9 protein-coding genes are annotated in these 15,126 nt (G+C 59.3%); 3 read left to right on the top strand and 6 right to left on the bottom strand.

What is annotated here, in order from left to right; all coding sequences use genetic code 11:
• Positions 1 to 9 precede the first annotated feature (9 nt).
• Entirely contained in the window at positions 10 to 2,457 is a 2,448-nt protein-coding gene (locus OZ428_RS16485) for a UvrD-helicase domain-containing protein (RefSeq protein WP_269130542.1), read from the bottom strand.
• 218 nt (positions 2,458 to 2,675) lie between these two features.
• On the opposite strand from OZ428_RS16485, the gene OZ428_RS16480 reads away from it, so the two are divergent.
• Complete coding sequence (locus OZ428_RS16480) at positions 2,676 to 3,371, top strand: pirin family protein (protein ID WP_269130541.1); 696 nt, start codon at positions 2,676 to 2,678, stop codon at positions 3,369 to 3,371.
• Positions 3,372 to 3,412: 41 nt separating this feature from the next.
• On the opposite strand, the gene pgm is transcribed toward OZ428_RS16480, so the two are convergent.
• The 4 genes from pgm to OZ428_RS16460 form a co-directional block, all read right to left on the bottom strand.
• Positions 3,413 to 5,056: a phosphoglucomutase (alpha-D-glucose-1,6-bisphosphate-dependent) gene (gene pgm, locus OZ428_RS16475; protein WP_269130540.1), complete on the bottom strand. Its 1,644-nt coding sequence runs from the start codon at positions 5,054 to 5,056 to the stop codon at positions 3,413 to 3,415.
• A gap of 106 nt (positions 5,057 to 5,162) precedes the next feature.
• A complete protein-coding gene (locus tag OZ428_RS16470; RefSeq protein ID WP_269130539.1) occupies positions 5,163 to 6,569 on the bottom strand; it encodes an aminotransferase-like domain-containing protein in 1,407 nt (468 codons plus the stop codon).
• Complete coding sequence (locus OZ428_RS16465; RefSeq protein WP_269134191.1) at positions 6,566 to 7,975, bottom strand: hypothetical protein; 1,410 nt, start codon at positions 7,973 to 7,975, stop codon at positions 6,566 to 6,568. The genes OZ428_RS16470 and OZ428_RS16465 overlap by 4 nt, the downstream gene beginning before the upstream one ends.
• A 708-nt stretch (positions 7,976 to 8,683) precedes the next feature.
• Positions 8,684 to 9,706 (bottom strand): zinc-dependent alcohol dehydrogenase family protein, encoded by a 1,023-nt coding sequence (locus OZ428_RS16460; RefSeq protein WP_033902139.1) that lies wholly within the window; start codon positions 9,704 to 9,706, stop codon positions 8,684 to 8,686.
• Positions 9,707 to 9,953: 247 nt separating this feature from the next.
• Here OZ428_RS16460 and OZ428_RS16455 point away from each other — a divergent pair, with 247 nt between their 5' ends.
• Positions 9,954 to 10,868, top strand: coding sequence for a LysR substrate-binding domain-containing protein (locus tag OZ428_RS16455; RefSeq protein WP_028616088.1), 915 nt, complete (start codon positions 9,954 to 9,956; stop codon positions 10,866 to 10,868).
• Between the two features lie 64 nt (positions 10,869 to 10,932).
• On the opposite strand, the gene OZ428_RS16450 is transcribed toward OZ428_RS16455, so the two are convergent.
• Positions 10,933 to 12,096, bottom strand: coding sequence for an L-dopachrome tautomerase-related protein (locus OZ428_RS16450; RefSeq protein ID WP_269130538.1), 1,164 nt, complete (start codon positions 12,094 to 12,096; stop codon positions 10,933 to 10,935).
• A 574-nt stretch (positions 12,097 to 12,670) separates the two neighbouring features.
• Between OZ428_RS16450 and OZ428_RS16445 the strand changes: the two genes are divergently transcribed.
• Positions 12,671 to 15,091, top strand: a complete 2,421-nt coding sequence (locus OZ428_RS16445) for a TonB-dependent receptor plug domain-containing protein (RefSeq protein ID WP_442964801.1) — start codon at positions 12,671 to 12,673, stop codon at positions 15,089 to 15,091.
• The last annotated feature ends 35 nt before the right edge of the window (positions 15,092 to 15,126 follow it).

Here is a 15,126-nt window from a genome sequence, read left to right as displayed (position 1 = left end):
GATCAGCGCCTAAACGCGCTGATCATCGAAAAACGCCTTCTTGCCATCCACCCGCTCCGAGGCCCTCGGCACGTTCACGGCCTGGCCTTCAGGCTTTTCCACGTACCAGTAGCAATGGCTCACGGCGCGGGTTATGCCCACGTACGCCAGGCGCAGCACTTCGTCCCTTTGCGCATTGTCATAGGGTTCGCTGTCGCCAGCCTTGCCCAGGCCCGCCATGCGGTAGACCTGATTTTTGTACGGCGAGCTGGTGACATGCTGGCAATCCCCAAGCAGAAACACCGCGTCTGCCTGAAGCCCCTTGGCACTGTGATAGGTCAACTGTTTCAACCTGCGCGCCTGCGGCTGTAAGCTAGAATCCACATTAACTACAGATTGAATATGCTCTTGAATCAATAGCTTATCGCTACTTTTTCGATAAAGCATCAAGATCGATTCACCCTTCTGATAGTGCTCCGACAACTGCCGCCCCAATGCCGCATCGTCGCGCTCCAACACCTTGACCGGCAACAATGCCTTGGGCGCGCCACTGGCCTTGGCCTTCTTGCCAGGAATCGCCGGTGCGGCGCGCACGATGTGCTCGGCCGCATCGATGATGTGCTGGTGGCTGCGGTAGTTCTCGCCCAGCATCACGCGGGTGGTCGACGGCGATGGGAACTCCTTGTCGAACTCCATGAAGTACTTGGGCGAACTGCCGCGCCAGCCATAGATCGACTGCCAATCATCCCCCACACACAGCAAGGATGAGCGCTGCGCGCCGCGCCCCACATGCATGGCTGGGCCACGGCTGCGGATCTCGCGCAGGCTGGCACGGATCCACGAGACGATCTGCGGCGAAACGTCCTGGAACTCGTCGATCATCAAGTGCGACAGGGGACGCAGCAGCGGATCGCTGAGCAGCTTGAGGTTTTCCGGGGTGTTTTCGCCAAACAGCGAGAACATCCGGTTATAGGTCATAATCGGTGGCGATTGGTCCAGCAAGTGATCTTCCAGGGCTTTCCAGAAAATACTCAGGGCTTCGAAGAAGAAGCGGTCCGGGTCATCCTTGGCAAAGCTCATCTGCCCAACGGCGGTGGGTACGTCCAGGCCGAGGTTTTCGATGAACCCGGCGGCCATCACAAAACTGTCCAGCAGCGGCGCTGAAGCCAACTCGCCTTTGACCTTGTAATCAAAGCCGGGGCCGGCGGTGGCATCGCCGGCCAGACTGCTTAGCAGGCGCTTTGATGATTCGTAGTTATCTATCCATATCAAAGGCTTACGACAGAAAGCTTGAAACAACGTGCGCTTTACCGCCCATTCTGCGCGCACCGACAGCTTCGAGTTTGGCCGGCTGGTCTGCGCGTTTTCCCGTGAGTCGAAGCCCAGCACCACCCAGGCATCCAGCTCGGGAATGTAGCCATGGCAGTGAAATTGCGCACCGTTGATTTCCACGGTCTGGCGGTTGGGTTCAATGCCCTTGATTGGCCAGGCGCCTGCGCGAAACCACAGGTCCTCGATCACATCGCAGAGTTCTTCGTCGCGCTTGGCCGCCAGTTCGGTCACGGCCACGCGTTTTTGCACATCCGGATGATCGCGCTCCAGCTCCTTGAGCTGCAGCCCGTGGCGCGCCAGTGGCGCAACCAGCTCACGGAAACGCGGGTGCTGCCCCTGCAGCCGGTGGTAGCAGGCATTCATCTGCTGGCGCTGGGCTTCGTTGATACGCAGGTCGAAAGGGTTGCTGTCGGCGTCTTCAAAACCCGAATTCAGGTTCTCGAAGGCTTGCAGGCGCTCAAAGCCCGGCAGGCTGCGTACCATGGGCAGAATGCGCGAGTGAAAGGTCCGCACCACGGCTTGCGCTTCTTTCATACCAAGGGGTTGGCCCCAAAGGTTGAGAATCTCCATGAGCTTGTTGATGAAGTCCTTGCGCGATTCACGGGTGAAGGTCACCACCGTCATCGAACTCAGTTCAAACCCCAGGTAATGGGTGAGCAGCAAAATGCGCAGCACCAGCGACGTGGATTTGCCCGCACCGGCCCCAGCGATCACGGAGGTCGAGGGCGTCTCGCTGAAAATCATCTTCCATTGCGCCGCGCTCGGCTGGGCATGAGCCGGCAGCAATCGCGCGACGTCGGCCTTCATGCGCTTCTTCAGCTCGGCGGTGAGCGGCAGGCGCCAATCATCGAACAGGCTGTCGTCCACGCCCGGCGCACGGTGCTCATCCGAGCGAAAGTCACGAATCAACAGCACTTGGCGACCCTCTTCGATGCCATCGGCTTTGCCTTCGCGATAGCCGTACTCCACACCCGCCTCATGCCCGCTGCGAAAACCGTCCGCCTGCCCGTGCAGCCAGGAAAACCGGTGCTGGGCGCGCAAACGGGTCAAGCCATGGCCAAACAGGCGCGCAGCCAGGCGTTTGAATAGCGGCATGTCTGCCAAGGGGCGCAGTTCGGGAGGAAGATCAGGCTTTTGTTGCGACACGCGGACTCCTGCGATGAGCTGGGTTCAAACAAGTGCGCCATGGTCGCCGGAATCGACGCTCAGTTCCAGCCAATTGCTTTGCCGTCATGCAGTTAGGCGATGAACTGAAAGTCAAAGCGCCACTAACCAATCTAATCGACTGATAGGAATCAGGCAGTTTTTACGCTTTTTATCGATCATGAGCTGCAGGATCATAGGGCCATTCACAGGAGACGATCATGCTTGAACTTCGACCTTTCACTTCCCTGGGCGGCGCCCACCACGGCTGGCTTGACGCTCATCACCACTTTTCGTTTGCCGAGTACCACGACCCCAAGCGCATGCACTGGGGCAACCTGCGGGTGTGGAACGACGACATCATCGCGCCGGGCACCGGCTTCCCGCAGCACCCGCACCGCGACATGGAGATCATCACCTATGTGCGCGAAGGTGCGATCAGCCATGCCGACAACCTCGGCAATAAAGGCCGTACCGAAGCCGGTGATGTGCAAGTGATGAGCGCAGGCACCGGGATTGCCCACAGCGAGTACAACCTGGAGGACACGCCGACCAAAATCTTCCAGATCTGGATTATTCCGAACGAAGCCGGTTTGCCACCTTCCTGGGGCGCCAAGCCGTTTCCCAAGGGTGACCGGGAGGGTTTTGTAACGCTGGCGAGTGGTAAGGCCGGGGACAGCGAGAGCTTGCGCATTCGTGCGGATGCACGCCTGGTGGCGGCGAACCTTAAGGCGGGGGAAAGCGCTGAATACCGACTGGACAGCGGGCGTCGGGCTTACTTGGTGCCGGCGACCGGGGTGATTGAAGTCAATGGCTTGCGTGCACAAGCTCGAGACGGTGTCGCGGTTGAAGATGAACAGGTGTTGCAGGTAACGGCAATTGAAGACAGCGAAATTGTGTTGGTCGACCTAGCCTGAATATAGGCAGGAGCTGGCTTGCCAGCTCCTGCAAGGGCTATTTATTGGCTGATAGCACCGTCTACCAGCACCTGCGCCTCTTCCACGAGTTGCTTGAGGTGATCGTCACCAATAAAGCTCTCGGCGTAGATCTTGTAGATATCCTCAGTACCGGATGGCCGTGCGGCAAACCAGCCGTTTTCAGTCATCACCTTCAATCCGCCGATCGCCTGGTCATTGCCTGGCGCATGGCTGAGGATCTGCTGGATGCTTTCACCGGCCAACTCGGTAGACGTTACCTGGTCTGGCGACAGCTTGCCCAGCAGGGCTTTCTGCGCCGGAGTGGCCTTGGCATCCACACGAATTGCAAACGGCTCACCCAATGCGTCGGTCAACCCACGGTAGATCTGGCTCGGATCCTGGCCTTTGCGCGAGGTCATTTCCGCGGCCAACAGCGCCGGGATCAGGCCGTCCTTGTCAGTGCTCCAGACAGTGCCGTCCTTGCGCAGGAACGAAGCACCGGCGCTTTCTTCGCCACCAAAGCCCAACGACCCTTCGAACAGACCATCGGCAAACCACTTGAAGCCAACCGGCACTTCATACAGACGACGGCCAATGCGCGCAGCGACGCGATCGATCAAGCCGCTGCTGACCACGGTCTTGCCCACGGCGGCGTCTGCGCGCCAGTCAGGACGGTTCTGGAACAGGTAGTCGATGGACACCGCCAGGTAGTTGTTGGGTGCAAGCAAGCCACCGGACGGCGTGACGATGCCGTGACGGTCGTGGTCCGGGTCACAGGCGAACGCCACATCGAAGCGTTCCTTGAGACCAATCAGGCCCTGCATGGCGTAGCTGGAGGACGGGTCCATGCGAATCTGGCCGTCCCAGTCGACGCTCATGAAGCGGAAGGTGGAATCGACTTCGGTATTCACCACGTCCAGGTTCAGGCGGTAATGCTCGGCAATCGCCGACCAGTAGCGCACCCCTGCTCCACCCAGCGGGTCCACGCCCAGGCGCAGGTCGGCACTGCGGATGGCGTCCATGTCGATCACATTGACCAGGTCAGCCACGTAGCTGTTGAGGTAGTCATGGCGATGCGTGGTATCCGCCTTGAGTGCCTGGGCGTGGGTGATGCGCTTGACCCCGGCGAGTTTGTTGGCCAACAGTTCGTTGGCCTTGGCTTCGATCCACTTGGTGACGTGGGTATCGGCTGGGCCGCCATTCGGGGGGTTGTACTTGTAGCCGCCACTCTGCGGCGGGTTGTGCGACGGCGTGATGACGATACCGTCGGCCAGGCCGCTGGTGCGGCCACGGTTGTAGCAGATGATGGCGTGGGAAATCGCAGGCGTTGGCGTGTATTCATCGCCTTCAGCCAGCATCACATGCACACCATTGGCAGCCAGCACTTCCAGGGCGCTGGCACCAGCAGGTGTCGACAGTGCGTGGGTGTCCAGGCCGACGAACAGTGGGCCGTTGATGCCCTGGGCTTCGCGATACAGGCAGATGGCCTGGCTGATGGCGAGTACGTGCCATTCGTTGAAGCTCAGTTCAAACGAGCTACCACGGTGCCCGGAAGTACCGAATGCCACGCGCTGGGTGGAGATTGCTGCATCAGGCTGGCCCGTGTAGTAGGCCGTGACCAGTCGCGGGATATCCACCAGCAGTTGGGCTGGCGCCGGCTTGCCCGCAAAAGGACTGATTGTCATGCATAAACCTCGGAAAGAAGGATTTGGAATAAAATGGCAGTTTACTGAGAGTTGGACTGCTGCGCGACGTTATCGATCCTACAACAGTAAGAGAAACTTCACGCGATCATCCTATCTGTGCCTTACGCAACGCTTCGCTGAGAGCCGCCAGGACAATATCCAGGTTCGGCTGCCCCTGAAAGGTATGGCTCAGGCGCAAATGCTGCTGATGCAGGCCACTGATACTGAACAGTTCGCCAGGGGCAATCACCACTTGCTGGGAGAGCAGGCGCTGGAAGACCTGGCGCATATCCACGGGTCGTGTGGCGTTCAACCAGAACGCCGCGCCGGCAGCGGGCGCACGATAGGCCATTTGGTCTCCCAGGTGCTGTTCCAGGCGCTCGCACATTTCGTCTGCCTGCTGACGTAGCTGCAGGCGCAGCCCACGCAGGTGCTGGTCGATTCGCCCGCTGTGATAAAGACGGGCAATGGCACGCTGGCGAATCGGCGACAAGCGAAAGGAGCGCAGCAGGAAATGGCGCTGCAGTTCGCTGTTCATACGCCGAGACAGCAGGTAACCATAGGGCGCTTCCGAGCCCAGTACTTTCTCGAACGAGGAAAACACCATCAATCGCTCAGGGTTCACCAGCTCGCGCAGCGCGACCTGTGGCTCGTGGAAACCCAGTTCGCCAAAGGTGTCGTTCTCCAGCAGCCAGCAACCGTACTGATCCAGCATGTGCGCGATGGCCACTCGATCCTGGGGCGGCATGGAAACTCCGGCTGGCACACTGACCCTGGATGACAGCAACACCAGATGCACCGACTCGGCGCATAACAATTGATCAAGGCATACTAGATCGAGTCGCCCTTCTGGCGTCCAGGGCAGCTCGATAATACGCACCCCGGCATCCTGAAGCAGGCGCAGGACCAGCCAATCACACGGCGACTCCACAATCACCGCAGCCCCCCTCAGGCCCAACACTTCGATGAGGATGTCCAATACACCGCGCAGGTCGGCACCGATATAGACGTCATCGGCATGCCAGCAGCGGGTCGGCGACGACGTATAACGCGCCGCCAGTGCTGCGCGCAGCTCCCAGACCCCGCAAGGCTGGGACCAGGGTTGAAGATATTGCGGATACTGGCGGACCAGTTCTCGCTCCAAGCGCAACAGCGTGCCATCCAGCGAAGCCAGCAGCGCAGGCTCATCGCCGCTGAGCACCACCATGCCTGGGCGCCGTGCCGCTGCGTAGAGCCGATCCAATAGGTCACCGCTGGCGCCTGCCAGCGGATTTGCCGAGAGCGGCCAGGCGTAATAACCCGATTTGGCCACCGAATAGACCCGGCCCTCTTTTTCAAGCAGCGAGTAGGCATACTGGACGGTTGAAATCGACACGTTCAAGCGCCCCGCCAATTGTCGCAGGGAGGGCAGTTTTACCCGTGCGTCAGTACTGACTTCGTTGATCAGGCTGATCATGTAGCGATAGACCGCCTGATACGCGAAATCTGCCTGCCGCTCGCCGCGCAGCGTCATCGTCCGGACAATTGACAGGCCTGCGCGCTGTCATGGGCCGCAGTACCGACATTGCGCAATTTGCCGCCTGCATAGCCCAGCGGACGTTTGCGATAGAGGTGTTGCAACAAAGCCATCGGCAAGCCGCTGGTGTCAGTGACCCACTGTTGCAGCATGTCGGCGGACGGCTTGCCTTGCAGGACCTTGTGCAATTCGGGCAAGGCCACCAGCATGCCTGGGTGGCATTGGCGCAAATAGCCTTCCAGGCGTTCACCGTGATGGATAAACGGCGAAAACAGCAGGCAAATCAATTGAGTCTCGTCCAAGCCAAAGAACTGCTGGGCGTAGGCGCCTGACTGGATGCGACCTTCGCGCCCCCCCACCTGCGCAAGCAGTTCATCGGGCATGCAGTGTGGGACCTGCTGGATAAAGCGCTGTACCCCCTCCTCGTAATCCAGGTCCCGCAAGCACTGGGCTTGCAGCCCACGTAGATGTGCCATAAGCCGAGGGTTGGAATACGCGGGATGACTGAAGTGAAATTCCTGCGGGTCGGGTGCGAAGGCCATGAATTCGTTGAGCATGGCCGAGGATGAAAGGTCGACATCGTCCAGCAAATCGGCAACGCCAATGTAAGCCAAGTGGCGATGACCGTTCCTGCTGGGGTTGTCACTTTCAACATAATGTTCCCCATACACATCACGGTAATATCCGGTGCTCCATTCATCCATGCGCGCGAACAAACCGGTGAGTGACGACGGCCAGACTTGCGGTATAGCGATACCGGCGCCCAACGCCGTGTTCTTGAGCCAGGCAAGGAACTGACTTTGCTTGCGCGGGGAGTCACCGCTCACCAGTGCGTGCACCCCACCATTCCAAGTGGTGATGCGCTGGTAGAAATCCCCCAGCGCCAGGTACGTATCACTGCACAGGGTGGCGCGGCAGTCGCCTGAACTCAAATGGCCCACCATCAACATGTTGCGCTGGCTGATTTCTCGCCCAACGCTGGAAACAGGTCGCAAGTGGTTGAAGGGCAACACTTCCTGGTTTTCCACCATCAGCAGGTCAACCCTTGGGTCATCGTGCAGAAACAGGCGGCCGTAGCCCTGGTTGATGCCGTCGAGCATGCCCTCGGTCATTCCCGCATGGCGTAATGTCGCGACACGCAGTTGAAAGGTTCGAGGGGATCGACCAGCGATGGTCAATTGCGCGGCCCGCAACAAGGCCAGCGTGTAGCTACTCACTTTGCCACCGCCATGGACTACCAGCACTTTATAGCCCCCCACTTGCTCCATGCCACCTGCCGCCACAACGATTCGCTGGACCAACAACTGGAGTGCCGTGCGCTCTTCGCGAGCGAAGTGCCCGATCAAGCGCTGTAGAACTTGCTGATAAACATAAGTCATAGCCTGTTCGTGAATAGTGCTCATCATTCTATTACCTGAGTTTGGATATTCAGTTTCAAGCAACTGCTGACAGTATTTGCTCGACCTATTGCACGTGTAAGAAATTCGCGCGCAGCCTGTGCGGTTATGACTAGACACTAGCACCACGCAATAAAATGACATCAGTGCCATCGGATTGGGGGGGCACGCCCTGCAAACACACGCAAGCGCCGTATTTGCTGGGGCCAGGCAAACATAATCGTGATCCTAGGATCTTTCCGACAAACCCTTACACGCATCTAACCAACTATTCGAGGAAGCGTCTTACAAATAACTGCGACCAACTTTCCAACTTGTTGCATTGAGTCTTTTCATGGGCGCATGTATTTCCCTGGCGCCCGGCGTTTACCACGAGATTAGTTTCAACTACTCGCAATAGTGGTATCGGATATTCAATCATTGCTCAGTCCTTGAGATGAAAGTGAAGGCGCAATTATCAGTGCTGGAATAATGATTAATAGATACAGAACCCTGCCGAAAACCAGTGCAGATGACTTGCGGCCACTCCCTGAATCACGCGCACACGAAAACGCCGCGCTGGAATCCAGCGCGGCGTGGGGGAAAAAGTCAGGGTTCAGGCGTTAAAACACCAGCCTTATCGTGAAGGAACACTACAGTTTCAGCCCTTTCAAATGGCGCATATGCCCCACAAGGTAGGAGCGAGGAACACTCATTTGAGAATATTCCTACACCCTAAACAGCCTCAACCTGCAACGCAACGCGCTCGCGGCACGGGCATTCGTCCATGTAGCGATGCGCTTCCACGAACTGATTGAACGGAAACACCGTGGTTTTCAGCGGCACCAACACGCGGTCGGCGGTGAGTTGGTTGATATCCCGAAGCGCTCGCTGCAAGGCGACCTGGTCCTGGATAATGCCCAGTTCAGGCTTGCCGGTGAAGTTACCGATACAGTGCACGAAGAACTGAATGTTCTTCTGGAACGCCGCACACGCCGGGAATGGCGTCTGGTTACCGCCCTGCAAGCCATACAGCACCAGGCTGCCACGGGGCGCCAGCACATCGCCGAGCAACGACATCTGCGGGCCGCCCAAACCGTCGAACACCACGTCGACGCCGCGGTTGTCGGTGAACTTGTTGATTTGCATCAACAGGTCCTGTTCTTCGGTGACGATGACTTTCTCGGCACCAAGGGACAGCAGGTATTCACGCTCATCACTGTCTTTGGTCGCGGCAATCACCCGCACCCCCAGGGCTTTGCCCAGTTGCACAAAGGATGGGCCGGCGCAGTGGCTGGCGTCAGTCACCAAGGCAAACTGCCCAGGCTTGACCCGTGCCAAGTCGACGTAGGCAAAGTAGGCAATCAACAGCGGCGTGTAGTGCACGCTCGCCTCGATAGGGCTCAAGACATCCGGGTACCGGGTCAGGGCCGAACGGGGCAGGACGATCTGTTCGCCATACACCGGGTAATCATTGGGGCTCTCGGCCGGAAAACTGGCCACTTTATCGCCCACGGTCAAATCATCCACGCCATCGCCTACGGCGACCACGACACCGGCCATCTCATGGCCAAGGCCAGACGGCAGGCGTGCATGGGAAGACGCCAGGTTCTGGCGCCACAGAATGTCATACCAGCTGATGCCAATCGCTTCGACACGCACCTGCACTTCGCCCGGTGCGGGCTGCGCGGCTGCATGCTCTTCGCATTTGAGCACCTCGGCCGGACCAAACTTGTGAAAACGGATCGTGCGGGACATCGCAAACCTCGTCAAAGTAACCTCTAATGCCATGAACTCTATCTGGGCTTTCCGGGTAAGACCACCGGTCGCCATTAATAGTCGACATGCCTGTCATTGATTCCGCATGTGAGGAATAGACCTCAGCTATCGTAGGAAAACTCAATTATCCTGTGCAGAGTACCAGCCTTTCCCCGTAAGATTCATGCCGGTCATTGTTTACATATGGCCGCTCTCGTCAAGTTTGCTGACTCTTCCAGGACACAAGATGAACCGTAACGACCTGCGTCGTGTCGACCTTAACCTCTTGATCGTATTCGAAACCTTGATGCATGAGCGCAGTGTGACCCGCGCTGCCGAGAAATTGTTCCTCGGCCAGCCGGCCATCAGCGCGGCCTTGTCACGCCTGCGCGGGCTGTTTGATGACCCTTTGTTCGTGCGCACCGGCCGCAGCATGGAGCCATCGGCCCGCGCGGTAGAAATCTTCGCCCTGCTCTCCCCGGCCCTGGACTCGATTTCCACCGCCGTCAGCCGCGCCGCCGAGTTCGACCCGGCCACCAGCACGGCGGTATTCCGCATTGGCTTGTCCGATGACGTTGAATTCGCGCTGCTGCCCCAACTGCTCAAACGCCTGCGTGCCGAAGCCCCCGGCATCGTGCTGGTGGTGCGTCGCGTCAACTACATCCTGATGCCGGGCCTGCTGGCCTCCGGCGAAATCTCCATCGGCGTCAGCTACACCGCCGACCTGCCGGCCAACGCCAAACGCAAAGTGCTGCGTCGCAGCCTGCCAAAACTGCTGCGCGCCGACAGCGTACCGGGCTCCCTCAGCCTGGACGACTTCTGCGCCCGCCCCCACGCGCTGGTGTCGTTTGCCGGTGACTTGAGCGGGTTTATTGACGAAGAACTGGAGAAACTCGACCGCAAACGTCACGTGGTACTGGCCGTGCCACAGTTCAACGGGTTGGGTACCTTGCTGGCCGGCACGGATATTCTGGCGACCGTGCCGGACTATGCCGCTGAGGCGCTGACCTCCGCGGGTGGCTTGCGCGCGGAGGACCCGCCGTTGCCGGTGCGCAGCTTTGAGCTACACATGGCGTGGCGTGGGTCGCAGGATAATGATCCGGGGGAGCGGTGGTTAAGGTCGCGGATTCAGATGTTTTTTGGGGATCCGGATAGTCTCTAGGCGTCTTCGATTTTCATGTAACAGCGTCTGCAACTCTGCCCAACAAACAAGGCTAGAGTACTGACTAATACGTCGGCGCGGGTGCAGCGTCGATCTTCACACGCAACAGGCTGTAGGGCTTCTGCCGCAAGTCCTTGCCTGCATGAAAAATTGCCTGGCGATGCAACTGATTGGCCATGAAGTACAGATAGCCGTCCGGGCCGATCGAGAACGTGTCAGGCCAGAGCACCCGAGGGTCATGCACGATTGTTTGCCACTGGCCGTCCGCGAGGCGCTTGCGCACGCTGTTGTTTTCATAATCGCCGGCATAAACCGCCCCTGATGCGTCGGCCTCCAGCCCATCGGACGCGCCTTTTTCTTCGCCAAGGTCCTTGACCGCTTCGGCGAGTTGCGCCTCAGTGATCGATGCATCACGCAGCAGTACGGTGGGCACTGAATATAGGTGCCGGCTCGACAGTGGGCAGAAATACAAAGTCTGGCCATCCGCCGACAGTGCAATGCCATCGGACGCCACGGCAAAGGGTTGTGAGCTGCCGTCGGGTTTGCGGACTTTGAGGATTTCACCTTCGACCTTGGGCACGAAATGCGGATCGACTGAGGTCGATGCCGCGCCGCTGAGCCGGCGCAACGCCGTGCCGCTGGCAATGTCCATGACGATGATTGCGCCAGGGCCGCTGAGGGACGAGTCCGTGAGGTAGATCACGCCTTCGTCGCCCACACGAAAATCAAAGCGCATGTCGTTGACGTAGGTGCTGGGCAGCATGACGTTTTCAGGGAAGACCAGCGTCTTCACCACCTTATTAGTGGCCAGGTCAACCGCGACCAGCTTCGCGCCACCGGGCTGCGGCGCCGAGAACCCAGGGGCTGCGGTATCGAGAATCCAGAGCCGCCCGCGTCCGTCCGCCACGACGCTTTGAACACTGATAAAACCTTTGGCTGGATCCTTGGGGTTGGCTTGGTTCATGGCCAGGTCTGGGTAAGGCACCACCTTGCCATTGCGCAGCTCTGCAACGGTAAAAGGCACGTTGTCGCCCCAGCGCGGAAAGTTGACAAAGAGGCGGCCTTTCTCAGTGACCGTCACGCCGGTGGGCATGGCGTCATGGAAGGCGAATACCGGCTCGATCACGCCCTGATGCTGTTCACTGGGCAATGCGGCATGGGCGACCTGGCTGCCGAGGGCAACTGTTGTCGCGAGGAAAAAACAGGCGAGTGGACTTTTTACGTGCATGGCGGTGCTCCAAGCCCTGTTGGTCAGGCCAGTGGGCTTCGGTTGGACAGGATGGACGGAATTACCCAGCGACTGTCGAAAACAGTTTCATCGAAATGAAGAGAATGCGATCAGGATCGCTTGAGTCGATCAGGGCATTGCTCACAGAACTGGGAGGACATATCGACAGGCCTCAAGTGGAGGCTCCACAGCTTGAAAAGAACGGCGTCGACGCGCTTGGAAAAGGTGATAAGCGTAGTGAGTGACATGATAGATATCCGCTGCTGGGGTTAGAGGTGTGACCAGCGTAACGAAGTGCGTACCGCGATAGCAGTCTGTGAAAACGGATACACTTTCAATACTAAATTGAAAATCACCAGAGACTTCCGCTCTGTCTAAATTGCCAGGAGTGGCAGCGAGAGCCTCGCACTAAATAAAAATATGTGATGTTATGCACCATAATAATGCCTATTTATAATAATTAGCTTATTCCAAAAAAGACTTTCACTCAGGTTTTTTATAGGATTATCTTCGCTTCACAGACCGACCCCATACCTGGCGGAGGACGTATTCCCTAGCCCCCCAGGTTGCCTACATGCCAGACATCGCACTCCCCACCGCCCTTAACAAATTTCACCTGTCACTCTTGGCCAGCTCCATGCTGATGGCCGCCGCGCCCGCCTTCGCCGAAGACGCCAAGCTCGACACCGTGACCGTGATCTCCACGGGTCTGCGTGGCCAGGAGCGCACAGTGGCCGACAGCCCGGCGCCCATCGATGTGATCAACAGCGACCAGTTGCTCAAGACCGGTCGCGCCGAGCTGTCCGAGGCGATTGCCAAGCTGCTGCCCTCGTTCAACTTCGGCACCAACATCGCCGGCTACAACTCAGTGACCCGCCCGTTGAGCAACCGCAGCCTCGGGCCGGCCTACACGCTGGTGCTGGTCAACGGCAAGCGCCGCCACAACGGCGCCACCGGCCAACGCGGTTCGATCGATAACAGCGGTGCGAATGCGGTGGACATCGACCTGATCCCGGTCAGCGCGGTGGACCATATCGAAGTGCTCAAAGACAGCGCTGCCGCACAGTACGGCTCCGACGCAGTGGCGGGTGTGATCAATATCATCCTCAAGAACACCAAGAGCGGCGGCCACCTGGAAACCAGTTACGGCCAGCTGTATTCCGGCCAGGGCGAGACCATCAAGGTGGCGGGCGACCAGGGTTTTGAACTGGGCCAGGGCGGCTTCTTCCACTTCTCGGCTGACGCGCGCAAACGCGGCAGCGCTTCCTGGAATGACAAAGCCGACCGCAGCGTGCGGGCATTCAGTGACCCCGCCAAGGAAGCGGCTTGGGACCGTGTCGCGATCAAGAACGGCGACCCGGACCTCAAGGCCTTCAACCTGGCCTACAACGCCGAACTGCCGCTGGAAGACCTGACGCTGTATTCGTTCTCTACCTATGGTGAACGCGATGCCGAGGCCGCCAACTATTTCCGCCTGCCGACCGGTACCGCCGCAGTCCCTGAGGTATTCCCGAACGGCTACTTCCCGCTCAACAACATCAAGGATCGCGACTACCAGCTGCTGTTCGGCGGCAAGGGCCTAGTGGCCGACTGGAACTGGGACCTGAGCACCACCTACGGGCGCAATAACGTGCACCACTCCAGCGACCTCAATATCAACCCGTCGCTGGGCACGGCGTCCCCCACCAAGTTCGACAACCTGGCGACCTTCCGCTTCGAGCAATGGGTCAACAACCTGGATTTCACTCGCCGCTACGACAGCTTGTTCAACCTGACGCCGCCAGTGCAGGTGTCGGCGGGCCTGGAGCATCGTTGGGAGCATTTCAGTACCTTTGCCGGCGACCGCGAGGCCTATATCACCGGCACCTACCCCGCCGCTTCCGGCGCGCAGGCTGCCGTGACGATTCGCCCGGAAGACGAAGTGAGCCTGATCCGCAACAACTACGCGGGCTACCTGGACCTGGGCTTCGACCTGACCGAGCGCTGGTTTCTCGACGTCGCTGGCCGTGTCGAACATTACGACGATGACTCGGGCAACACGTTCGGCCTGAAGCTGAATTCGCGCTACGAATTGACCGACACCGTGGCGGTGCGCGGCACCGTCGGCACCGGCTTCCGTGCACCGTCCCTGACCCAGATCGGCTACACCGTGGCCGACAACCGGGTGGCGACCGACGTGAACGGCAACGTGGTGCCGGCGGTAACCCGCCTGACCCCGTCCGGCAGCAACTTGGCCAAGGCCCTCGGTGGCGATGACCTCAAGCCGGAGAAATCGCGCAACCTGGGGCTGGGCCTGACCTGGCAACCGGCGCCACGCACCAGCATCACCGCCGATGCCTACCTGATCGACATCGACGACCGCATCGCCCTGACCAGCAACATTTATGACCGTGGCAATGGCGCGATCAATGCCATCCTCGCCGCCCAGGGCGTGCCCACTGGAACCTGGGTCAACTACTACACCAATGCCTTCGACACCCGCACCAAGGGTCTGGACGTGGTCGCCGACCACACCACGCCGCTGGATGCCTGGGGTGATGTGCGCTGGAGCCTGGGGTTCAACTGGAACAAGACCACCATCGAAGGCACCCGCGACACGCCCAGTGCGCTGGCCGGTTCAGGCGTGACCCTGGTGGGCCGTGACCGTGAAGGCGACCTGACCGACGCGTCACCCAAGACCAAATGGATCCTGGGCGCCAACTGGAAGGTCGAGGACCTGGCGGTCAATCTGCAAACTGCCCGTTACGGCGCGGTCAAGACACTGGCGGTCAACCCGAGCGGCGACCGCAGCTTCGGCGCCAAATGGATCACCGACCTGGACATCAGCTACACCTTCGTCGACAGCCTCACCGTCAGCATCGGCGGTACCAACATCTTCGACGTGCGCCCCGACAAACACGCGGTGTACAGCAACCTCGGCCTGGCCGCCTACGGCAACCCGCCGTTCTACCCCGGCGGCGGCTACTGGTACACCAAGCTCGCCTATGACTTCTGATCCAAACGCCACCTGAGGGCACTCCATTGAATACC

Source organism: Pseudomonas sp. GXZC (assembly GCF_026967615.1).
Classification (GTDB): Bacteria; Pseudomonadota; Gammaproteobacteria; order Pseudomonadales; family Pseudomonadaceae; genus Aquipseudomonas; species Aquipseudomonas azotoformans_A.
The sequence above is the reverse complement of the archived record's forward strand: the minus strand, read 5'-3'. Positions and strand labels throughout refer to the sequence as shown.